At 41.5% G+C, this 23025-nt stretch carries 21 protein-coding genes; 12 read left to right on the top strand and 9 right to left on the bottom strand.

Translation table 11 applies throughout. The features are described from left to right. Nucleotides 1–5: 5 nt before the first annotated feature. Together D7322_RS14725 and D7322_RS14720 are read left to right on the top strand one after the other, a co-directional pair. Nucleotides 6–902 (top strand): LysR family transcriptional regulator, encoded by an 897-nt coding sequence (locus D7322_RS14725; RefSeq protein ID WP_121125046.1) that lies wholly within the window; start codon nucleotides 6–8, stop codon nucleotides 900–902. A 190-nt stretch (nucleotides 903–1092) separates the two neighbouring features. Then, nucleotides 1093–1563 carry an OsmC family protein gene (locus D7322_RS14720; RefSeq protein WP_121125045.1) on the top strand — a complete coding sequence of 157 codons (471 nt, stop codon included), beginning with the start codon at nucleotides 1093–1095 and terminating at the stop codon, nucleotides 1561–1563. A 2-nt stretch (nucleotides 1564–1565) separates the two neighbouring features. On the opposite strand, the gene D7322_RS14715 is transcribed toward D7322_RS14720, so the two are convergent. Both D7322_RS14715 and D7322_RS14710 read right to left on the bottom strand, forming a co-directional pair. Further along, the gene (locus D7322_RS14715; RefSeq protein WP_121125044.1) at nucleotides 1566–2261 is read right to left on the bottom strand and encodes a LytR/AlgR family response regulator transcription factor; all 696 of its coding nucleotides are present in this window, start codon (nucleotides 2259–2261) and stop codon (nucleotides 1566–1568) included. Nucleotides 2262–2263: 2 nt separating this feature from the next. Further along, a complete protein-coding gene (locus tag D7322_RS14710; RefSeq protein ID WP_121125043.1) occupies nucleotides 2264–3274 on the bottom strand; it encodes a sensor histidine kinase in 1011 nt (336 codons plus the stop codon). Between the two features lie 171 nt (nucleotides 3275–3445). Here D7322_RS14710 and D7322_RS14705 point away from each other — a divergent pair, with 171 nt between their 5' ends. Genes D7322_RS14705 through D7322_RS14695 form a run of 3 tightly spaced genes read left to right on the top strand, consistent with a single transcriptional unit; the run spans nucleotide 3446 to nucleotide 9229 of the window. Beyond that, complete coding sequence (locus tag D7322_RS14705) at nucleotides 3446–4834, top strand: TolC family protein (RefSeq protein ID WP_121125042.1); 1389 nt, start codon at nucleotides 3446–3448, stop codon at nucleotides 4832–4834. Between the two features lie 10 nt (nucleotides 4835–4844). Continuing rightward, entirely contained in the window at nucleotides 4845–8135 is a 3291-nt protein-coding gene (locus tag D7322_RS14700; protein WP_121125041.1) for an efflux RND transporter permease subunit, read from the top strand. Continuing rightward, on the top strand, nucleotides 8132–9229 hold the full coding sequence (locus D7322_RS14695; RefSeq protein WP_121125040.1) for an efflux RND transporter periplasmic adaptor subunit: 1098 nt from the start codon (nucleotides 8132–8134) through the stop codon (nucleotides 9227–9229). Before D7322_RS14700 ends, D7322_RS14695 begins: the two co-directional genes overlap by 4 nt. Before the next feature lie 179 nt (nucleotides 9230–9408). Here the strand turns inward: D7322_RS14695 and D7322_RS14690 are convergent, their stop codons facing one another. After that, nucleotides 9409–10242 (bottom strand): hypothetical protein, encoded by an 834-nt coding sequence (locus D7322_RS14690; RefSeq protein ID WP_147430427.1) that lies wholly within the window; start codon nucleotides 10240–10242, stop codon nucleotides 9409–9411. 289 nt (nucleotides 10243–10531) lie between these two features. Here D7322_RS14690 and D7322_RS14685 point away from each other — a divergent pair, with 289 nt between their 5' ends. Together D7322_RS14685 and D7322_RS14680 are read left to right on the top strand one after the other, a co-directional pair. Then, the gene (locus tag D7322_RS14685; protein ID WP_121125038.1) at nucleotides 10532–11317 is read left to right on the top strand and encodes a class I SAM-dependent methyltransferase; all 786 of its coding nucleotides are present in this window, start codon (nucleotides 10532–10534) and stop codon (nucleotides 11315–11317) included. A gap of 81 nt (nucleotides 11318–11398) precedes the next feature. Then, complete coding sequence (locus D7322_RS14680) at nucleotides 11399–11761, top strand: DUF4180 domain-containing protein (RefSeq protein WP_121125037.1); 363 nt, start codon at nucleotides 11399–11401, stop codon at nucleotides 11759–11761. A 157-nt stretch (nucleotides 11762–11918) separates the two neighbouring features. Here D7322_RS14680 and D7322_RS14675 read toward each other — a convergent pair whose 3' ends face one another. Further along, a complete protein-coding gene (locus tag D7322_RS14675; RefSeq protein ID WP_245971348.1) occupies nucleotides 11919–12401 on the bottom strand; it encodes a VOC family protein in 483 nt (160 codons plus the stop codon). 180 nt (nucleotides 12402–12581) lie between these two features. On the opposite strand from D7322_RS14675, the gene D7322_RS14670 reads away from it, so the two are divergent. From D7322_RS14670 to D7322_RS14655, 4 genes are all read left to right on the top strand, one after another. Beyond that, complete coding sequence (locus tag D7322_RS14670) at nucleotides 12582–13073, top strand: GNAT family N-acetyltransferase (protein ID WP_121125035.1); 492 nt, start codon at nucleotides 12582–12584, stop codon at nucleotides 13071–13073. A gap of 50 nt (nucleotides 13074–13123) precedes the next feature. Next, a complete protein-coding gene (locus D7322_RS14665) occupies nucleotides 13124–14020 on the top strand; it encodes a helix-turn-helix domain-containing protein (RefSeq protein WP_121125109.1) in 897 nt (298 codons plus the stop codon). Nucleotides 14021–14116: 96 nt separating this feature from the next. Further along, nucleotides 14117–16057, top strand: a complete 1941-nt coding sequence (locus D7322_RS14660) for an oleate hydratase (protein ID WP_121125034.1) — start codon at nucleotides 14117–14119, stop codon at nucleotides 16055–16057. Between the two features lie 46 nt (nucleotides 16058–16103). Beyond that, nucleotides 16104–17000, top strand: coding sequence for a 3-hydroxyacyl-CoA dehydrogenase (locus D7322_RS14655; protein WP_121125033.1), 897 nt, complete (start codon nucleotides 16104–16106; stop codon nucleotides 16998–17000). A gap of 85 nt (nucleotides 17001–17085) precedes the next feature. Here the strand turns inward: D7322_RS14655 and D7322_RS14650 are convergent, their stop codons facing one another. The 4 genes from D7322_RS14650 to D7322_RS14635 form a co-directional block, all read right to left on the bottom strand. Then, nucleotides 17086–18225: a serine hydrolase domain-containing protein gene (locus D7322_RS14650; protein ID WP_121125032.1), complete on the bottom strand. Its 1140-nt coding sequence runs from the start codon at nucleotides 18223–18225 to the stop codon at nucleotides 17086–17088. An 18-nt stretch (nucleotides 18226–18243) separates the two neighbouring features. Further along, nucleotides 18244–18918, bottom strand: a complete 675-nt coding sequence (locus D7322_RS14645; RefSeq protein ID WP_121125031.1) for a LytR/AlgR family response regulator transcription factor — start codon at nucleotides 18916–18918, stop codon at nucleotides 18244–18246. A 189-nt stretch (nucleotides 18919–19107) separates the two neighbouring features. Beyond that, nucleotides 19108–20619, bottom strand: coding sequence for a sensor histidine kinase (locus tag D7322_RS14640; RefSeq protein ID WP_121125030.1), 1512 nt, complete (start codon nucleotides 20617–20619; stop codon nucleotides 19108–19110). 221 nt (nucleotides 20620–20840) lie between these two features. Then, nucleotides 20841–21407, bottom strand: coding sequence for a Crp/Fnr family transcriptional regulator (locus tag D7322_RS14635; protein WP_121125029.1), 567 nt, complete (start codon nucleotides 21405–21407; stop codon nucleotides 20841–20843). Nucleotides 21408–21674: 267 nt separating this feature from the next. On the opposite strand from D7322_RS14635, the gene D7322_RS14630 reads away from it, so the two are divergent. Then, entirely contained in the window at nucleotides 21675–22367 is a 693-nt protein-coding gene (locus tag D7322_RS14630) for an HAD family hydrolase (protein ID WP_121125028.1), read from the top strand. A gap of 63 nt (nucleotides 22368–22430) precedes the next feature. Here D7322_RS14630 and D7322_RS14625 read toward each other — a convergent pair whose 3' ends face one another. Next, nucleotides 22431–22955, bottom strand: a complete 525-nt coding sequence (locus D7322_RS14625; protein ID WP_121125027.1) for a DinB family protein — start codon at nucleotides 22953–22955, stop codon at nucleotides 22431–22433. Nucleotides 22956–23025 lie beyond the last annotated feature (70 nt).

The raw sequence follows: 23025 nt of genomic DNA, 5'->3' as shown, positions 1-23025 counted from the left end.
TACATATGAAATGGAACTTAGAATGGCTTCGAACTTTTAAGGCGATTTATGAGACCGGCACACTGTCATCGGCTGCACAAGAATTATTTATTTCACAACCTGGTGTAAGTCTACATCTCAATTCTTTGGAGGCCTATACAGGGCACAAGCTTTTCGATCGGTCAGCACGCCGGATGGTGCCAACGGAGAAAGGAAAAATTTTATATAATTATATTGTTGATCCACTTAAAAAGCTGGAAACAGGCGAGCAACATTTTCACAAGCGAGCTTTGGATGAACGTATTACCATTAGTGTCGGTATGTGTTTTGAAACCTTTCAATATACCCTTGAGGAACATATTGCCCAACTTCCCTTTAACCTCATTATTAAATTCGGTGAATATCCACAGATGCAGCAGGATCTGGACAATGGATTACTCGACTTGATCATCACACCGCAAAAAGGCAATCAGCAGAATTTAGTCTATCAGCCCTTTTCAAAAGAGCGCATCGTGCTGATCGCAGGCTGCCAAACAGATACAGCAACGCTCGAAGCTTTATTGCACGACAATAAGATTAAGGAAGCTTCCGAGCTATTAAAAAAACAACTCTGGTACAGCACCGCAGCGGATATGGATCACCTCAGAAATTTCTGGTCAACACATTTTGGCGAACATCCGGATTTCAGTCCCAATTACATTGTGCCCAATATCAGTTCCATTATACGCTGTCTGAGCAATAACAAAGGCTTTTCTATTGTTCCTGACTTTTTATGTGCAGAAGCTATTGCCTCCGGCAAAATTAAGCTCGTTTGGGAAGGTCAATCTCCGGTTGAGAATACCCTTTATTTTGGCACACGCAAGAAAACAATGTATCAGGAGGAAATCAGTCAATTGGAGACATTATTACAGGAAAAGTGGTAGATACCTGAAATGTTCGCGCGGCCCCATCTTGTATAATGACCTTATTGTCTCGAATCAGCTCTTTATCATTGCTAAGATAGCAAAATTGGCTCGCACCAGCGCTGCTCGTTTGACAATGGTGTTTTAGTGCAAATTTCTTTTAGAAATTTTATAACTTCATTGCAAATTAGGCAATTTAGAATATTTCTCGATGAAAGAGCATCAATATAAAGCGACTGTCGAATGGACAGGCAATTTGGGCAGTGGTACAGATCATTACAACAGCTACGAAAGAAGCCACCTGATCAGTGTAAAAGATAAAGTTATTATCCAGGGGTCATCCGATCCGGCATTTCGCGGGAATCCCAGCAACCACAATCCCGAAGAACTGCTTCTAGCTTCATTATCCTCCTGTCACATGCTATGGTATCTCCATTTGTGTTCGGTCAATAATATTGTCGTTGAAGAGTATATCGACCATGCCACAGGAAAAATGATCGAGGAAGAGAGTGGCAAAGGCTTCTTTAAAGAGGTTACACTTAGCCCTGCTATTCGTGTTCAGCGACCGGAAATGATCGACAAGGCAATAGCGCTCCACAAAAAAGCCAATGAATATTGTTTTATTGCAAATTCAATGAATTTTCCGGTGCTCCATCAGCCCCATGTACGATCTGAAGTGTAATCTTATCTGTTGCTGAGACGTTCTTGTAATTCCCTTCTAAAAGTAATCCCAACGGGTAGGTTCATATCATTGATCTGCACCATACCGTGCTCGTACTTACTGACCTTATTGATAGAGGCGATATAGGATTTATGGATGCGGACAAATTTGGAAGCAGGTACCTGTTTTAAAATCTGCTGGGTAGTACTGGCCGTAAGATATGTCTGCGCGGGCGTCACGATTTTTACATAATTACCAAAACTTTGAATAAAATCGATCTGAGAAAGCTTCACCTCAATCAATCGTCCATCCATGCGGATACTTATTGTTTTTGGTTCCTCCTCTTGTTGGGTCAGGTTACTGGTGTAGGAAAGAAAACGTTGAACAGCTTTAAAAAAACGGGGAAAAGATATCGGCTTCAACAAATAATCAATAACGCCGTAGTCATAGCTTTCCAACGCATATTCCGAGTAAGCTGTTGTTAGTATCGTTTTAGGTGGATTGTCCAACATTTTCAAGAATTCCATTCCGGTAATTTCGGGCATGTCAATATCCAGAAAGATCAGATCAACCCGGTTATTGCGCAGATATTCCAGTGCTTCAAAAGCATTATAGCATTGAGCGACCAATTCCAGATCAGCGCTTCTTTCGATATAATTGACCAATACATAATGCGCAGCTGGTTCGTCGTCAACCACAATACAGCGATTTTTCTCCATAGCTAAAGATTTATGACTAAAGATACCTCAAACTCCTCTTTACTTGCGTTTGTGTTTAATTGATAGCGGTTGGGATATAACAATTTCAATCGTGCTACCGTATTTTCCAAACCTATTTTTGCCGAAAAGACATTCCGTTTTTTCACGGGAACTGAATTTCGTACATGCAAATATAAGTTCCCTTTTTCAATCCTGATCGAAATTGCTACGTAACAATCTTCTATACTACAGGTGCCATGCTTGAAAGCATTTTCAACAAATGTAATCAGTAGCATTGGCGCAATCTGGTAATTGACTCCCTCTTCCCGCTGATAATCAAAATCAATCTTGGTTCGATAACCGAGGCGTTCCCGTTCCAATTCAATATAGCTCGAAATAAAATCAATCTCATCATCCATAGACACAAATTCCTTATCACTACTTTCCATTTGATAACGCAGCAATTGCGATACCTTGATAATCAGTTCAGAAGTACGTTCCGGAAATTTGAGGCTGATACCATAGATGGTGTTTAATGTATTGAACAAAAAATGAGGGTTCAGCTGTTTTTTCAAATTAGATAATTGCGTTTGGTTAGAAAGCAGCTCCCGTCGTGTTTTCAATCGCTGAAAGCGATAAAACTCAATAAATTGAATACTGCCCAAAATACAGATTAACGAGCCCAATAATACGCCGACCTGATAATGGAATGTTTTCTGAGCAAGATTTTTGTATAGAAAACAATTTTTGTAGATTACATTTTCCGTTATTTCTTTTAGAATCAAGGCGAAAATCAGCAGTATCGCAATGGAGGACAGTGCATACAATATGGCTTTATTCTTTTTCAGCAGCAGCGGCAGCAGAAAAAAACGGTTCACCTGCGCATGAACATATAAGATCAGAAAATAGATCACCCCCATTAAAAAGCCTTTCCAGCTTAAAATCAGGATCCAGTCATTCAGCGTAAAGAGGATAAACGAAAAAACCAATAATGTGGTTTCCTGTATGATCTTATTTTCGAAAACCTTTCTCATACTCCCATGTTGTGTTAGAAATCTGTTACAAAGTAAAAGTATTAAGTTTATAACCACCGAAAAATAAATGACGAATTACATTGGTCACTTTTAAATGCCATAGATCATTTTAAACGGACTATACAACAACGTCCAGCCTTATCTTCGTTTCCATAAAATGATATATAACCTATGCTGAAATTGAATTTAGTGTTGTCATTGGCTGTATCACTTGCGACCTCAACCTCATTTGCACAAAAGCTTACCATCCGTGATGCCGTAGACCAAGGTCTTGCAAATTATGGAATTATTAAGGCAAAGGCATATTATGTCCAGTCAGCACTACAGACCAACGAACAGGTAAAACGCGACTTCTGGCCTAATTTGACCGTTGCAGCGCAACAAGATTATGGAACCATCAATGGACAGAATGGCCCATTATATGGATTTGGAGGGCTTGGTGTTGCTTCCTCGGGTGCGGCACTACCGGAGCAAAATTGGAATTCCGCTTTTGGAGCGCTTTATCTTGCCAACATCAATTGGGATATCTACACCTTTGGCCGCAGAAAAGAGCGCATCGAATTGAGTAAGGCGGACAGCAGACGCTTGGAAATTGATCTTCAACAAGAACAATTCCAGCATAAGATCAAAATTGCCGCAGCCTATCTAAATCTTCTGGCGAGCCAACGTCTTCAAAAAAATCAACAGAAAAACCTTGACCGCGCGCTCGTATTCTTTAACATCGCGGCTACCAAAGCCAAGAATGGGATTTTGCCCGGTGTCGATTCAACCTTGGCTTCGGCAGAAGTATCCCGCGCGAAGATCAGTTTGAATCAGGCCGGAGAGAATGTGAAGGAGCAAAACAACAAATTAACGGTACTGATGGGGATCAACGCAACAGATCTTCAGATTGACACTGCGCTGGTAACAAAAACACCTACCCAGCTACTGACCACCGACCCGACGTTGGTGGACAACAACCCCGTGCTTCAATATTACAAAAGCCGGATTGAAGTTGGCGAACAACAACTGCGACTGTCAAACAAGGAATACCTGCCCACCTTATCGGCCTTCGGTGTTTTCCAGGCAAGAGGTTCTGGCTTCAAAAGCGATTACACGACAGACCTCCATGCATTTACAAGAAACTACTGGGATGGTATCCGCCCCAACCGACAAAACTATCTTTTGGGCTTGGGAATCAATTGGAATTTAACCACGATCGCCCGAATCAACAAAAAAATCAGCGCACAACGGCATACCAACGATGCTTTACGGGAGGAATATCAAACCACCGCAGCACAATTTGTTGCACAGCTGGATGCCGCCGACGTTAAGATCAGATTAGCACAACAGAGCGATATCGAAGCCCCTCGACAAGTATCAGCGGCCCAACAGGCCTACAATCAAAAGATGGCTATGTACAAAAACGGTCTGGCGACACTTGTGGATGTCACCCAAACCCTATATACACTTAATCGAGCCGAAACAGATCGCGAAATCGTCCATATCAACCTGTGGCAATCACTTTTGCTGAAAGCAGCAGCAGCTGGAGATTTCGATATTTTCAACAAAGAACTATAAATAACACCGCATGAATTTAATACGTTTTGCCTTACGTAAGCCGATCTCCATCCTTGTGTTGGTCATGGGACTTATTGTATTCGGAATAGGCGCAGTACGCACGATCAAGGTAGACATTTTACCCAAAATGAACCTTCCTGTTATTTATATTGCGCACCCCTTTGGAGGTTATTCTCCAGATCAGATGGAGTCCTATTTTGCTAAAAACTACGTCAATATCCTGCTTTTTGCCAACGGAGTCAAATCCATTGAGACCAAAAATATCCAGGGGCTGACCTTAATGAAGATCTCCTACTACGAAGACACCAACATGGCTCAGGCTGCAGCCGAATTGAGTGCATTGGCCAACCGGATCCAGGCGTCCTTTCCCCCAGGATCACAACCACCCTTTATTATCCGGTTTGACGCATCTTCACTCCCTGTAGGGCAGCTGGTACTCAGCAGTGATAAACGTTCTAACAACGAACTACAGGATCTAGCTAATGTCTATGTACGGGCTTCTTTCACCTCCATACCGGGATTACTTTCCCCACCACCTTTTGGAGGTAGTCCACGTACAATCGAAGTCAATGTTGACCCCGATCTGATGCGCAGTCACAATATGACCCCTGATCAGGTCGTCGAAGCATTAAAACTCAACAACCAGACCGCACCTGCCGGAAATGTCCGTATAAAAGATAAAAACTACATTACACCCACCAATAACACCATTCGTGATGTGAAGGATTTTGAGAAAATCCCACTCTTTAAAGGTGGTGTACAAAATCTCTATCTAGGTGATATAGCTACTGTAAAGGATGGTGCCGATGTCACGGCAGGTTATGCACTCGTCAATGGCAAACGATCGGTCTACGTCAGCATTGCCAAAGCCGGGGATGCCTCCACTTGGGAGGTCGTACAAAATCTGAAGGCCGCACTTCCAAAAATACAGAATACCCTGCCCGAGGATGTCAAATTATCCTATGAGTTTGACCAATCCGTCTATGTCATCAACTCCGTCAAAAGTTTGATTACCGAAGGCGCTATCGGAGCAATACTCACCGGTCTGATGGTCTTATTATTTTTGGGCGACCGTAGAGCAGCTTTAATCGTTATCCTAACAATCCCAATTTCTGTTATTTCGGGCGTACTCTTCCTGAAACTATTTGGACAGACGATCAATCTAATGTCACTGAGTGGATTGGCACTGGCAATCGGCATCCTCGTTGACGAGAGTACGGTTACGATAGAGAATATACACCAGCATCTGGATATGGGCAAACCCAAAGCATTGGCAATCTGGGATGCCTGTAAGGAAATTGCCCTGCCAAAGCTGTTGATTTTATTGTGTATCCTTGCTGTATTTGCGCCTGCATTTACAATGACAGGTATTCCGGGATCCCTATTCTTACCCTTAGCCCTGTCCATTGGATTCTCCATGATCATCTCCTTCCTGCTGTCACAGACTTTTGTACCGGTCATGGCCAACTGGTTGATGAAAGATCATCACAAGACCGGTACACATAAAATAAATCCAAAAGGACTGAATGCAGATGAAGTAAAATTTGCCGAAACAGGTCTATCCATTGAATCCGAACAAGATACTCTGAATCAGAAGAAACTTCTTGTCGAACGGGAAGATTTTAACAACGATGGCAAGATCAGCCTGTTTGAACGCTTCAGAAATCGGTTTATGAAAATGATCGACAGACTGTTCAAACAGAAGAAAATTATCACCGTCGTCTACCTGGTTGGTGCCATAAGTCTGGTACTCGTTTTACTCAATACGATTGGACAGGACGTATTTCCAAAGGTCAATTCAAGTCAATTTCAGATGCGTCTGCGTGCGGTTGAAGGAACCCGTATTGAACGTACCGAGGAGAAAGCCAAACGCGCGTTGGCCGAACTTGAAAAACTTGTTGGAAAAGAACATATAGGGATCTCCTCTGTATACATTGGCCAGCACCCAGGGCAGTTCTCTGTATCGCCGATCTACCTATTTATGGCTGGGCCTCATGAGGCAGTTTTTCAAATCGCTCTTAAAGATTACGAGAACGATATGGACAGCTTCCGCGATGAATACAGAAAGCGACTCAAGGCCACTCTTCCAGATGTGCAAGTTTCCTTTGAACCTATCGAACTCACCGATAAAGTCCTGAGCCAAGGTTCACCAACACCGATCGAAGTGCGAATTGCCGGCAAGAACAAAAAGAACAATGAGAAATATGCAGGTAAATTAATCGAAGAACTGAAAGCTATTCCCTATTTCAGGGATGTACAGCTGGCACAATCCATCAAATACCCGTCCTATGACATCAATATTGACCGGGTGCGTGCCGCTCAGCTCGGTATTGACCTTGCAGAAGTGACCCGATCATTGATCGCAGCAACATCGTCCTCCCGTTATACAGAGAAAAATACCTGGATTGATGAAAAAGCGGGGCTATCCTACAATGTACAAGTACAGGTTCCGATTGATAAAATGAAAGACGAGAAAGAGATTGGAGAAATACCATTGTTAAAAAATTCGTCAAGACCAATACTGAGCGACATTGCAACCATTACGCCATCTTATACTTATGGCGAGAATGACAACTTAGGTGCTATGCCCTACATTTCCGTCACGGCCAATATCGACCATACGGATCTGAAAACAGCCTCCAATGATGTACAACATAGTATTAAAGCTTTGGGCGAACTTCCACGCGGTCTTTCGGTGGAACAAATCGGATTGGGAAAAGTATTAAATGAAACCATGGATAGCCTACAGGCAGGTTTGGCTGTAGCAATTATTGTGATATTTCTGATGCTTTCGGCCAACTTTCAGTCGTTCAAAGTATCCTTGGTTGTTCTCACCACCGTGCCAGCAGTTGTTCTTGGATCCTTACTGATGCTATTATTGACCGGTTCAACACTCAACATGCAATCCTATATGGGTATTATTATGTCTGTGGGTGTATCCATCGCCAATGCGGTGCTATTGATCACCAATGCGGAGCATATCCGCAAGCACAATCAAAATGCATTGGCAGCAGCACGCGAAGCAGCCTCACTGCGTCTACGTCCTATTATTATGACCAGTTTGGCCATGATTGTCGGGATGTTGCCAATGGCTATCGGTCATGGTGAAGGCGGTGAACAGGTATCCCCATTGGGACGTGCCGTTATCGGAGGCTTACTCTTCTCCACCTTTGCCGTACTGGTGATTTTACCTTTAATATTTGCTTGGGCACAAGAGAAAAGCAGCACCCAATCGATCTCCTTAGATCCCGAAGACGAAGAAAGTAAACATTATATCGCAGCATTAAAACCTTTATCATGAAACACAATCTCCTAAAAATATTATCCGCAGTTGGCCTGCTCGCCTACTTAACCGGATGTCAGTCCGCTGCCGAGGAAAACAGCAAAAAAGTAGCAGTTGTAACGGCAAGTCCAGCAATGGAAACATTTGCACCGTCCAAACAGAAACTAACAAACAAGATGCAGATTCCGGGCGAGATCAGTGGATTTCAGCAGGTAGAAATTTATGCCAAAGTGAGCAGCTATGTACGGGCATTAAAAGTTGATATTGGCAGTCGGGTTCAGGCCGGACAGCTGTTAGCTGTACTTGAGGCTCCAGAATTGAGTTCACAATTGTCAGCCGCAAAATCAAGGTTAAAGTCGCAGGAAGCGATCTACATGGCCACTAAAAGTACCTACGATAGACTGTTCGAAACCAGTAAAGTCGAAGGTACTGTAGCCCGACTGGATCTCGAGGTTGCCGAGGCGAAAAAGAATGCTGATTTTGCCCAATTTCAGGCGGCAAAATCAGCCTATGCGGAGATACAGAATCTATTGAACTACCTCGAAATACGTGCCCCATTTGACGGTGTTATCGCCACGCGGAATGTCAATCAGGGGGCTTATGTCGGACCGGCCGGAAGAGGATCGGAAATGCCGATCATGACCATCCAACAGCAGAGCAAACTCCGCCTGGCCGTTGCCGTACCCGAACAATATGCCGGCTTCCTGGCAGCAGATCAACCGCTGCAGTTTACCGTAAAGTCCTTGCCGGGCCAACAGTTTTCAGGCAAGATCGCACGCAAGTCAGGAGCGCTGGATAGCAGATTCAGATCTGAACGAGTTGAAATCGACATTACAAATACCAACAACAAACTCCTCCCGGGTATGGTTGCTGAGGTCGAGCTGCCCCTGACTTCTCAGGATAGCACCTTTGTTGTCCCCAAAACAGCAGTCTTTACCTCAGGTGAAGGAAGTTTTGTCATCGCCGTTGTAGACAACAAAACAAATCGTGTCCCGATACAAAAAGGACGTAGCATTGACGGGCAGGTAGAAATCTTTGGCAACCTTAATCCGGCCATGCGGCTCCTGAGTAAAGCCGATGAAGAAATTGCGGATGGCACCACTGTTAAATAAAAGCACGGAAGCCCTAAGAATAAAAGCGAAACCCATGCGCATTGATCGCTGAAAAGAGGCTCTAGGGAATACAAATGAATAAAAGCCAATAGGGTGTCCAAAAATATCGGACACCCTATTGGCTTTTATTATTTTTAAACGACTATATGCCCATAAATTTAAAGGCGTTGGCCGATTCCCTACTCCACTTTTTTATCATCGATGGCTATTGCTGCGGCCGTCAATGCAACAGCTCCTCCAACCAACAGCACATCTTGTCCTTTCTTCTCTTTATACGCCATCACATCCCCTCTTTTTGTATAAATCTCTACGATATTATTCAATGATACTGTTCCAGTCTGCCAGAGCTGTTCCACATAAAACTGCTGTTCTGTCGTTTTCGGCAACACCTGGCCGTCGACCAACACCGAATAACTCAAAAAACTACGCAGATTGTATGGTGATTCAACAGGCTCAAATTTGGCAAGCTGCACAGCATAACTTTCCCCATTCATATCATACATATATACCTTTTCCTTTTTTGATGATTTGGTAATTTCCTTCACATCGTTTCGAAGATCAAAATAGCTGCCATCTACATAAGCATGCGGAGGGATAAGCACCACATCCTTTGGCAAACCTATAGTGCCATTAAAATACCCACGTAACAAGTCTTCATTAAATATGCTTGTTTTCCTATTTCCAAAGCCCGAAACAGTTCCATCAATTTCTCCTTTGATTGCCACGCTTTCAGCAGCATAACTGAACGCTTTGCCATTGATGATCAGCGCCGAACTTTTCAGATCCCATAAGACAGGCTTATCCAATTTATTCGCTATCTTTAGATATACCTTACCCTCTTTACCAGCAAAAGAATAATCAATCTTAATCGTATCATTATCGAATGAAAAATGGCCATTCTCTTCATTCTTTTTTATATTGTCGCCATTGAAAGTCATTAAATAATTTGAAGTACAAGCAGAAAGTAAAAATGCGCAGCAAATTGGTGCAAGGATTTTGGCTATTTTTTTCATATTACAAGTTGTATTTGTATCGTTAAGTGCAATTACATGATGTTAGAATCATTATTTACTAATATAAAAAATATTTCCCAATAAATTCTTATCCAAAAGTTTTATCCGCTGTCACTTCACTTTAAGTTTTTAACCTTATTTTTCCCTATTTTCAACCTATGTATCGACGGTGAATCATTTTAAAAAAATTTAATCGACCCGAAGGTACCCTCTGGCGGTCCTCCGATCAAAAAAGAGGTTTGTTTTATCGTCAAAGCAAATTATATTTACGGCACACTAAACCAATCAAATGAAAGAGAAATTTATTGACAGAAAAGACCAACAGGCAAATAAAATATTTGAAAGACGAACATTGGCAAATGACTACCGGACCATTCTTCCCTTGTTAAAACCCGGTTTAGCGATCCTCGATGTAGGCTGTGGCACTGGAACACTGACAAATGAAGCCGCCTCACTTATTGCGGGCGGAACAGTGATCGGTTTAGACAACACCCAATCGTTTATTGATATAGGGAATCAGCACTACGGTGACACCGCCAATCTTAATCTTGTATGTGATAATATTTTCAGTTATGAGCCTCCACATCAGTTTGACCTGATTATGACTGCAAGAACAGTGCAATGGCTAAGTGATATTCCTAAGGCCTTAAAACTGTTCAAATCCTGGTTGAAACCCGGAGGACAGCTTTCGATCCTGGATTATAACCATACCGCAATTGAATGGAACCCTGCACCGCCAGCCAGTATGCAGGAGTTTTATCATACATTTCTGAAATGGCGTGCCGATGCAGGGATGAACAACCGTGTCGCAGATGAAATCGCCACTTTAATCCAACAACAGGGATTTGCAGCCATTGAGACGATCAACGCCGATCAGACCTATACCAAGGGCGACGATCATTTTCAGACCAATCTTGGCATCTGGATCAAAGTTGCCCAGTCGCAACAAATGGTCATAGAAGGGTATATTACTGATGAACTGCGTTTAAAAGCCATTGCAGATTACAGCAACTGGATCGAAACGGAGGCCCTATCAATGACCTTAAAAATGAATGACGTAAGAGGAAAAGCATAGATAACAATTTTATTTGTAGCTTAGTATCCATGTCCAATCAACACAATATTTTATGAACAATCAATATTTCAAACAAAAAATATGAAAATCGACATTTTTCAAGTAAACGATCAAAATATTGCTGAGGTAAAAGACTCAGGCATGCTCATCAACAATCTCGATGACGGTTTACAGATCATGGTAGACTGTGGCGCACAGGAAGCATATAAAGCAATCTTATACCAAGAAAATATTTCGCCTGATTTTTTTGAACTCAAAACGAAGTTGGCGGGGGATATTCTCCAAAAATATACGCAGTACGATTTTGACGTTGCTATTGTTGGAGACTTTTCCATTTATAACAGTAAAAGTTTGAATGATTTTATCTACGAAAGCAATAAAGGCCGTAAGATCAACTTTGTTGCTACGCGGGACGAAGCCATTACTAGACTATCAAATGGTTAATGGTGCAACCTGATCTATTCAAGATGGTCTTTAACTTGCTTAATAATACGCACTAAACGTAACTTAAATGCAAAATCGTATTTCTGCTTTCTAAGCAGAAAAATGCCCAAAAAAGTTAGACACCTTTTTGGGCATGTCTAAAATAGCCACTTATTTTTTATGAAAGCTGCAACCAATCCTCGTAGGACATCACACCCAATTCTGGCCTCCCCTCGCCTTCTAATAGGGCAATAAATTCCAATTGATTTCCATCTGGATCATTAAAATAAATTGCCAATGCCGGCATCCAGGCAAATACCATTGGTTTTTCTACACCATCTTTCAAAAAATTGTAAGGTTTTAAATCCCTTTCCCTGAGATAATCTACTGCGTAATTCAAGATATCTTCTCTACTTGCTCTAAAAGCAAAATGCCGCGGCTGAAAATTAGCTTCCTCCTGCCAGAGTCCCAACATAAATTCCTTACCTGTGCCTACCCACAAAAAAACGATAGGTCGACTGGGATCACGATATGCAATCCGCAGACCAAGCACCTTCGTATAAAAATTGACAGACTCCTCCAGATTACGTACCTGGATATGCGTTTCATATAATCCTGCTATCTTCATTGTATCAATAGTTAAATGTGATCTAGTTTCCATACATCATTCCAAACTTTTGTTGTCATGAGCCGATGTATTTATTCCTCCATGACAATTTAAGTTAAATTCCGATAGCTTAATCGGGGCAATCACAAATTAGACAGAAAAATGATGATTTGAGCCGAAACAGTTTGATTTAACAGAAAAACAACCTTATCTTGTGTAGAAGACACATAAGCCATGTACAACACACTAGAATTAAAAAAATATACAGCCGAAGATTTCCCCCTTTTTAGAGAACTTACCAAGGACGACGAAATCATGAAATATATTTCCGGCAAGGGTTTAACGGCCGAGCAGGCCGAGAAAAAATTTGCTTCTATTCTCGAAATCAATACAGATCCATCATTGGGTTATTTTAAGGTGATAGATTCCGAGAGTCAATTATTTTTGGGCGACTGCAAATTGGTCAACTATAAAAAAGATCCAACCGTATTTGAAATCGGTTATTTGCTAAAAAAGGAGTTTTGGCGTAGAGGTCTCGGCACCAAAATCTGTGAATCTCTGCTGTCCACGGCCAAAAGCATCGACGCCAATAAGGATGTGATCGGTATCATTGATCCCGATAATGCTGCCTCCAGACAACTATTGACAAAATTTGGGTTCCACAGCTACTTTGTTGGTACCGAAGATGAGATTGCTACAGAAAAGCTTATTTTAAAACGCACATAACCTATTTTATCCACCCGAAAGAATAAGGTCTATTGCACATGACAATCCCTATGAAGTTTAGCATCAAGATCAATCCAAATACACACGACAGTCTACAAGACACTTTATCTTTCTTTGGTGTAGATTGCAATCGCCCTTACTACATCTCATCGGGCAATCCGCTTTTTGAATACCCTAGAAATGCATTTCGTATCGATTTTTACGCCATTTGCATTTGCACAGCCGGAACGATTACGGTAGAAATTGATAATCAAGAATATACACTGTCACAGCATAGCTTACTTGTTTCAGCCCCTTCCACCATCATCAAATTTACAGCGGTCAGCAAGGATTTCAGAATGAAACTGCTTTTCTTTGACAAGTTGTTTCTACTTAAAAACATTGCCAACCCATTTTTTATCGAAAAACTGGGACTATTCAATAATGCGACATTCGCAATGATACCCGAGGCAGAAAAACTCGCCGGAAAATTATTAAAGCTCCTTGAATATTTAAGCGAGGTGACCCTCAGGGCGACACCTTTTACCCCCGACATTATCCGCACCATTATATTTAACCTGCTGCTGGAAATAGCCGATGTGCTCGCCATGGAGGACCAACATGCTGTTGAAACAATTCAGGAGGCCAATAGCCTCTACTTTAAGTTTACGGACCTGGTACAGCAACATTGCAACCAATCCAAAGATGTAAAATATTACGCCGATCGGTTATTTATTTCAAACAAATACCTGATTAGTATTGTTAAGAAAGCATCTGGGAAAACGCCCCATGAAATCATAGACGAAAATTTGCTCAAAGAAGCGTATGTCCTACTCGGAAATCCGGAGAAGACCATTTCCGACATCGCCTATGCGATAGGTTTCAATTCGATCTCTGCATTTGGCCGTTTTTTCAAAAAGTACGCCATGTTATCGCCTTCTGAATATCGAAAAAGACAAAATATGTAAAAAAAGGAAATTCGGTAGAACAATAGCGAATTTGAGGGCATAAATGATCTGAGGAGTATGGCTAACTTTACTCAAGAATTAAAAACAATAAGAATCATGAAAGAAATCACCTCAAAATTCGACAAAGTATTAAATGCATCTGCTGAATATGGAAATGTAAATCATGAACCGGATTCAAGCAGCGAACAACAACGTAACACGCCTAAAAAGGCCATGCCTTTTTCAGATCAAATAGGAAACTATCAACGTAACAAAGGAATCCCGACCAAATCCTATAAGGACAGTAAAATCTACATTGTCGGTAGCGGGATTGCCGGCATGTCAGCCGCATACTATTTCATCCGTGACGGACATGTCCCTGCAGAAAATATCACCTTCCTGGAGCAGTTACATATCGAAGGCGGATCCCTGGACGGTGCCGGTAATGCCAAAGATGGTTATGTCATCCGTGGTGGACGTGAAATGGACATGACTTACGAAAATTTATGGGATATGTTTCAGGATATTCCAGCCTTGGAAATGCCAGCTCCTTACAGTGTACTTGACGAATATAGATTGATCAACGACAACGATTCCAACTATTCTAAAGCACGGCTTATTCACAATCTTGGTGAAATCAAAGATTTTAGCAAATTTGGGTTGGCCAAAAAAGATCAACTTGCAATTATCAAACTCCTGTTGAAAAAGAAAGAGGAATTAGATGACCTGACAATTGAAGATTATTTCAGCGAATCTTTCCTGAGCAGTAATTTCTGGACCTTTTGGCGTACCATGTTTGCTTTTGAAAACTGGCATAGCTTATTGGAATTGAAACTGTACATGCATCGTTTCCTTCATGCAATTGATGGATTAAACGACCTTTCTTCCCTCGTATTCCCGAAATACAATCAATATGATACTTTTGTCACCCCATTACGCAAGGTGTTACAAGAGAAAGGTGTCAAGATCCAATTTAATGTCCTGGTCAAAGATCTTGACATACAAAGCAATACCGAAGGAAAAACCGTTGAAGGAATAATTACCGAACAAAGTGGTAAAGAAGTACATATCCCACTTGGTCCAAATGACTTTGTCATTGTCACCACCGGTTCAATGACTGAAGACACCTTCTATGGTGATAATACCAAAGCACCGATCATCGGCATCGACAATAGCACCAGTGGACAAAGTGCCGGCTGGAAACTCTGGAAAAATCTGGCAGCCAAATCAGCTATTTTCGGTAGACCCGAAAAATTCTGCAGCAATATTGAAAAGTCAGCATGGGAATCTGCTACGCTGACTTGTAAACCTTCGGCTTTAATCGAAAAATTAAAGAGCTATTCGGTCAATGACCCCTATTCAGGAAAAACAGTCACTGGCGGCATAATTACCATTACAGATTCCAACTGGTTGATGAGCTTCACCTGCAACAGACAACCGCACTTCCCAGGCCAACCCGACGATGTTCTTGTACTTTGGGTCTATGCGCTCTTTATGGACAAGAAAGGAAATTATGTTAAAAAGACCATGCCCGAATGTACCGGAAATGAAATCTTGGCTGAACTATGTCATCACCTCGGAATAATAGACCAATTGGATGATGTCATCAAAAATACCATTGTTCGTACCACATTTATGCCTTATATCACCTCCATGTTTATGCCCCGTGCTAAAGGTGATCGCCCAAGAGTAGTGCCCGAAGGCTGTAAAAATCTGGGCCTCGTTGGACAGTTCGTCGAAACCAATAATGATGTTGTATTTACCATGGAAAGCTCCGTCAGAACCGCGCGTATTGCCGTATACGAGCTCTTGAATCTCAACAAGCAAGTTCCTGATATCAATCCATTACAATACGATATACGTCATTTGCTAAAAGCAGCACGGACACTTAACGATGACAAACCCTTCCTAGGAGAAGGGTTATTGCGTAAAATCCTGAAAGGAACTTATTTTGAACATATTCTTCCCGGAGAGAACGAAGAAAATGAAGATCATGAATCCTTTATCGCTGAACAGGTTGGCAAATTTAAAGATTGGTTAAAGGGAATTAAGGGATAATTAATCTCCTGACTATTGAATAATGAGTTTATAAAATAAGAATAACATGAAATTTACAAATGTAACGATTGCGGGAAGCGGGGTTCTAGGTTATCAAATTGCTTTTCAGACCGCCTTCCATGGTTATCAGGTGACCGTTTACGATATCAATGAGGAAGTGCTCGAAAAAGCTAAATCCAAATTTGAAATCTTGGCTAAAGCTTTCCAAAAAGATCTCCATGCGACGGATGAACAGCTGGAAGCGACTTTCAAACGTTTACTGTATACATCGGATTTAGCACAGGCGGTACAAGACAGCGACTTATTGATTGAGGCTGTCCCCGAAAATCCGGCCATTAAAATTGCTTTCTACGAGGAGCTCGCGAAGGTCGCACCCGAAAAGACCATTTTTGCCACAAACTCTTCGACTTTGCTGCCCAGTCAGTTTGCGCAGGACACTGGCAGACCACAGAAATTTCTTGCCCTGCATTTTGCAAACGAAATCTGGAAACATAATACAGCAGAGATTATGGGACATCCCGGTACGGATCCTCAGGTATTCGGCGCTGTAGTTGAATTTGCCAAGTCGATCGGTATGGTCGCCCTTCCACTACATAAAGAACAAGCGGGTTATATCGTCAACTCCCTCTTGGTTCCTTTACTCTCGGCAGCAACAGACCTATTGGTCAATGAAGTTGCGGACGTGGAGACAATCGATAAAACTTGGATGGTGGCCACAGGAGCACCAACGGGACCATTTGGCATCTTGGATATCGTTGGCATCACCACTGCATATAACATCAACAAGATGTCCGCCGAGGCGACAGAAGACCCTATAAAAATAAAGACTGTAGCTTACCTCAAGGAACATTTTATTGATAAAAATAAATTGGGAGTTGCGACCGGAGAAGGCTTTTATACCTATCCTAATCCAGCTTATCAAGCTCCTGACTTTTTGAAATAACAGGCACTTTAACATCCTGATTAGCAAATCGCCTATACCTTTCAAAAAAGGATAGGCGATTTTATTTTTTCAGCAAGAAGGTAGGTTAATTCGCATATACCGCATTGAGCCAGCCAAAAACAGATTTGTTTTGGGCATTTGGATCCATGGGCTTAGGCAATTTAAGTACATCAAGCAGTGCATCAAATGCATCTGCGATCTGGAGATCATCACGATTGCTAAATAATGTGATAATAAGGTCTTTCTGCTGATCTAAATACACAATATTATGGAAACCAGTTGATTCTCCCGAATGGAAGAACAGCCTATTTCCCTCCAAAGGATAGATAAACCAGCCTAAATTGTAGAATACACCATCTTTTACCGGAAAGTTCTCCGCTCCCAGAAAATCCTGTATAAGAGCTTCGGAAAAACGCTTATGAAGCAAAAAATTAGCCCATTGATGGTACTCCAAAGCCGATAGATAAACTCCGCCATCGCCTTGAGTCGCACTGGTCACACTCTGATCAGCAAACACAAAGGTATCCCCCTTAGGATGATAACCGAAGGCCCGATTGGGAATAGCTGAATCCATTGTGTAGACAATTCCATTGCTGATACCATTCGGCAGAAACAAATGCTTTTTTACAAATGCCGCAAAAGATTCTTCGGTCACCTGTTCCACAATCAAAGCCAACAGGCAATAGCCCGTATTGCTGTATCTGAATCGGCTCCCTGCAGGAAAATAGAGCGTATCTGTCTGCCGGATATAATCCAGCACATCCCTATCCGAAACCTGCGCCGTTCGATCACTTGGTATCAATGCCTCATAATCCATGATGCCCGAACGGTGTTGAAGTAATTGAGCAACGGTAATACGCCGCAAGGCTAAGGGCAAATCGTCAAAGAAAAGCCCCAATTGATCTGTTGGTTTTAGCTTTCCCTGAGCAAATAAACTGCAAATAGCTTGCGCTGTCACCTGCTTACTGACGGAGGCCATCCGAAAATGGCTTTTTTCGGTGATCTTTTGTTTCGTTTTTAGATCCGCTATTCCAACGGCATATTGGTAACGGATCTTTCCATGCTGACTAATCGCAACTGCTATCCCAGGCTCATTTCCATTCGGGTAATAGCTGGAAAGCGTTTTATCCAATAAAGATTTCTCCATATTTTGTCCCATCGCATAGCTAGTTACACACATAAAAAGTAAAACGAGTTTTAGGTACATGATGCTATAGTGCTGCATTGCTTTTATTTTTGTGTATTAATACAATTTAAGATCTGTATAGGTGGTACCAATAGGTATTATTCTGTCAGCTATCCAGATCTGGGCCCGGTCAAACTTTGTCATCTTTCCTTTTGCAACAATAAACGCTCTATGGCAACGCACAAAATCAGACTTTGGCAGCAATTCGCTGAGCTCACTGATGGTGATCCTTGAGCTAATCAGTTTATTCGATAGGTGTATCTGTGTATAGTTGCCAGAAGCTTCGATATAGTGTATATCTTCAAATTCGACCTTTACATGTTCATAGCCATCTTTTACAAAAAAATAGCCATTGTTCATCGCAGCCTTTGTAGATCTCAGATGGTACAGTTCATGTGCTTTGTTGCAAGCCTTTAAAAATCGAGCCATAGAAAAAGGCTTTAAGAGATAATCAATTGCATCAAGTTCAAAGCTCTGCAAAGCATGTTCGGAATAAGCGGTTGTAAAAATAATCATGGGAACCGTATTCAGGCTTTTCAGAAATTCGATACCTGAAATATCAGGCATCTTAATGTCCAGGAAAATTAGATCAACAGGCTGCCGCTGTAAATAACTGATCGCCATAAAAGCATCTGTGAATGTTTCTCTCAATTCAATAAAGGGAACTTTTGACGTGTGATGGCTAATGACCTCCAATGCCAGTGGCTCATCATCTATCGCTATGGCTATCATACAAATTATTGGTTTAAAATCTTGTCAAGCTGCTCGCAAAGCTGCTGTCCATGGCTTGGTCGAAGCGCTTTTTCAACGACCAATTTTCTGTTTTATCAAATATAAAATATTGTGGGTAATATTCCGCTTTATCCTTGGCATTTCGTAACAGCTCCTTCCAAAAAGGGGCCATCTGTTCACTCCTTTTACCTAGTCAATATGTAAGGTCAAGTGGACAAAAAATTCCTGTACATTTTCACGAATGATCAGCTCATGTCTGTCCCTATACAACAACAATAGGCGTTTCCGTACATTGTCAAGCCCCACACCGCTTTTTAACTTTTCAGGGTCATTGTCATTTTTGAGATTGATGCTGTTACTGACATCAAAGAATAGCACATTTCCCCTGACCTGTAAGGAAATTTTGATATATGAGGGCTTCTGTAAACTAATACCATGTTTGAACGCATTCTCAACAAAAGGAATAAGCAACATCGGGGAAATTTGGTAATTTTCAAACTGCTCTTCAATCAACGTTTCGATCTTGATATCGGCAGACTGTGAGGTCCGAAGAGTTTGCAATGCGATATAATTATTCAGGTATTCGACCTCTCGGATCAGCGAAATCTTATCCTGTGTGTTCTCATGAAGCATAAACCGCATCATGTCCCCCAGCCGCTGGATCCCCTCACCGGTTCTTTCGGCTTTTTCCTGCAAAGCGGTACCATACAATGTATTTAATGCATTAAACAGAAAATGTGGATTGATCTGTGACTTTAAGAAGTTGAGATTAGCATCTGATTTACCCAGTTCGGTTCGTAGTGAGGTCAACTCATAATTTTGTAAAACACGTTTTCTATACAAAAACCATGAAAGCGGAATACTGACCAATAACTGTGTAGGTAGATGAAACAACGCAACAATAAAAATTACTTCGGAAGTCCGATTGAAGAAGAACAGCGCCAAAATACATAAGGGTAACATGAGGACCAAACTAATGACAAAGATGTTCCAAAAATAGCGGCCAAATTTCATTTTTTGCCTGTACAGTTCAGGCAATAGGTAATAAAGCGAATAAATCACAATACCGACCGCAGAAAGCACCACCATGGTCCAGAGGATCGCAAACTGAAAATTTGATCTGGATGTAATCCATAAAAATAATCCCACAAACCAAAATCCTATCCCGAAAGCCAGATCCATCTTCATCTGTCTTTGCACAGCGGTATTTCCGTCCATATTTTTGAGCAGATAGGCCATAAAATACTTGCCACAGGTATAAACCGAAATAAGGATGACCATTAATGCCGTCTTATTAAATGCATCAAAAAATAGACGATTATATCCCTGTTGAATTGTCTTATAAGCCAACAACTCATAGGTATGACTGTACGTCTTAGCAATACCCAGTACAAGGCTAACGACAGCTATCAGCAGAACGATCAGGGCGTATTTTAATGCTTCGCTTTTCTTCTCAATAATTGCCGGGATCAGTATAAAATTTAGCGCCAAAAAACTTAGATAGACCGCTAAAATATAAAGGAACTTAGGCACAAGAAAGTTAAAGAAATAGGAATAACTTATGCCTACGGCAATGAATTGTTCATGGATACCACCATCATTCCTTTGATTGGTGTCTGATACAAGGTTATAGCTGAATAGTATAAAAAGCAGCGTTGCTAACCAGAATTCTACTTTTCGAAATTTTCTTAGTCTCATCATGTAGTCAATTATTCATTTGTGTTTGCATTCAATGGTATTCTTGAATGCTTCGCATTTTGTTGTTAAATGGTCAAATGGAATATCCAGTTTTCCTTCACATTGTTTGTGCTTCTCCAACAGGAATATTTCATCTACGATTGGTTTTGATGATACAATGCTAATAGAAATGAAAAGATAAATAGAAAAAATGTGACGAATGCCCTAAAAAATGGGATGGGTAATTATTTCAGGAATTTCTTAAGCTCCCGATTGAGGCTTCGGACCGAAATACCGAGATAAGCAGCCATATCCTCCTTCTTGATTGCCATATCCTGTTGGGATTGGATTTCCAATAAACGATGTAAACTATGTTCCAGACTGTATAACTGCTGGTAAGATGCCCGGCTCGAGGTATGCACAATACGTTGTGCCATCACATCCAGCAACATATTGCTCCATGTGATATCTCTTTCCAATAACTCCCTAAAATACGTTTTGGAAAATGCATAGACCGTCACATCGGTCATGGCCTGTATACTACACAGACTGGGAATATGACGAATGCTTTCGATCTCCCCAACGATTTCCCCGACCGAAAGGAATTCAACGATATACTCCTTGTCATTGGCCTCGGTAAAATAACACTTGACTATCCCTTCACTGATAACCATAACCTTGGTGGATGCTGTTCCCTGATCATATAAGTTTTGCCCCTTGGTATACTTTCTGACCACGATATCCTCCTGACGCTGCTGCTGAGCGTAAAGTGTTATCGTACGATCCAAAAATGATTGATTTGTTCTTAACATAACGATCCGGGACAAATGTCCTTTTAATAATGATTTCCTTTTGAGAAATTAGCTTCATAAAATTACAAAAGTAGATTTAAAAACAGCATGATTTATTCAAGACGACTCTTCGATGTGAGTGGGTTAGATGAACTCTTGAATACTGTGCCGCCGAAGGCAGCGTGAACCGAGCGCAGCGAGCTCACGAATACCTTAAAATACCAACTTAATGAGTAAACGAGCTTATGAAGACCATTGAGAATAATTCATAAACAACGAATGATACAAATGAAAAATAAGATAACAACCATCGCTTTTGATGCCGACGATACCCTCTGGGCCAATGAATCCTATTTTCAGGAAGCAGAAAAACAATTTTGCCTGCTTTTAGAAAACTACCTTCCACAACATACCGTCTCGCAGGAGCTCTTCGCTACCGAGATGAAGAATCTGCACCTATATGGTTATGGGATCAAAGGCTTTATGTTGTGTATGATCGAAACCGCCAATCGCATCTCGGAAAACACGGTCCCCATTGAGATCATTAATCAAATTATAGCGATCGGACACGAGCTCTTGCAGAAGCCCGTTGAATTGCTTCCCGGTGTGACCGAAACGCTGACCCAGCTAAAGGGCAATTACAGACTGGTCGTTGCAACCAAGGGTGATCTCTTGGATCAGGAACGGAAATTAAAAAATTCGGGACTGGAAGACTATTTTCACCATATCGAAATCATGAGCGACAAAAAAGAAAAAGACTATCGTAAGTTACTCAAGCATCTGGATTGCACACCTGATCACTTTATGATGCTGGGCAATTCCCTCAAATCCGATATCCTTCCGGTGCTCGAGCTCGGTGGGTTTGGTGTTCACATTCCCTATCATGTGACCTGGACGCATGAACAGCATGAGGTTAATTTAGAACACGAACGCTTTATTGCCCTCCAAAAAGTCGATGAGATCCTGGGCCATTTGGGTTAAGGACATTTGAACAGCATAAGCCAGTACATTGCCTATAGGGCGCGAGCTTATGCTGTTTGACCATTAATAGGTCATCTGCTCGTCCATTTCATATTTCATACTCGGATAATTGAGTATACGCCGCATCAATGCCATCTGACCGCAGAGATAATCCTGCCTTCCGATGCACATCCCCACAAAGTTGAGTTTGTTCTCTTCGACAAAAGGAATATTCATATCGATTTTGAAAATCTCCGCCAGTTCTGCATCGTCTACTTCCAGCAGCCGCTGATAAACTTTTGGGGAAATGGCATAAAAACTATCTTTCAACTCTTTTAAGGTCGGATATTTAAACTGTTCATCCAAGGTTTTACCCATAAAAAATAAGTCGTGATAGGGATCTTCTTCCTGAAGCCCCAAGACGTATGCAATTCCATAACGTACATTAACAAAATTACCTGCCATCCAAACAATATGATTGCTCTGCCCATTGATGCGCTGACGTGCATGTTCCTCTGAAATCCCATCCAACACATTGATAAAACTCTGACTGTGCATCCGGTACGCAGGAATAACGATTTCTAGTTTTGCTGATTTTGGTTTATCCATTGTTCATTGATCTATAGGTGCCGGGCACCTGGTTACACATCAAAGCTAACTGATTTAGAGCACGATACTC

Origin of the sequence: Sphingobacterium puteale, assembly GCF_003627955.1 — a bacterium.
Classification (GTDB): Bacteria; Bacteroidota; Bacteroidia; order Sphingobacteriales; family Sphingobacteriaceae; genus Sphingobacterium; species Sphingobacterium puteale.
Note: the sequence above shows the minus strand (reverse complement) of the source record. Positions and strands in the feature narration are given on the sequence as shown.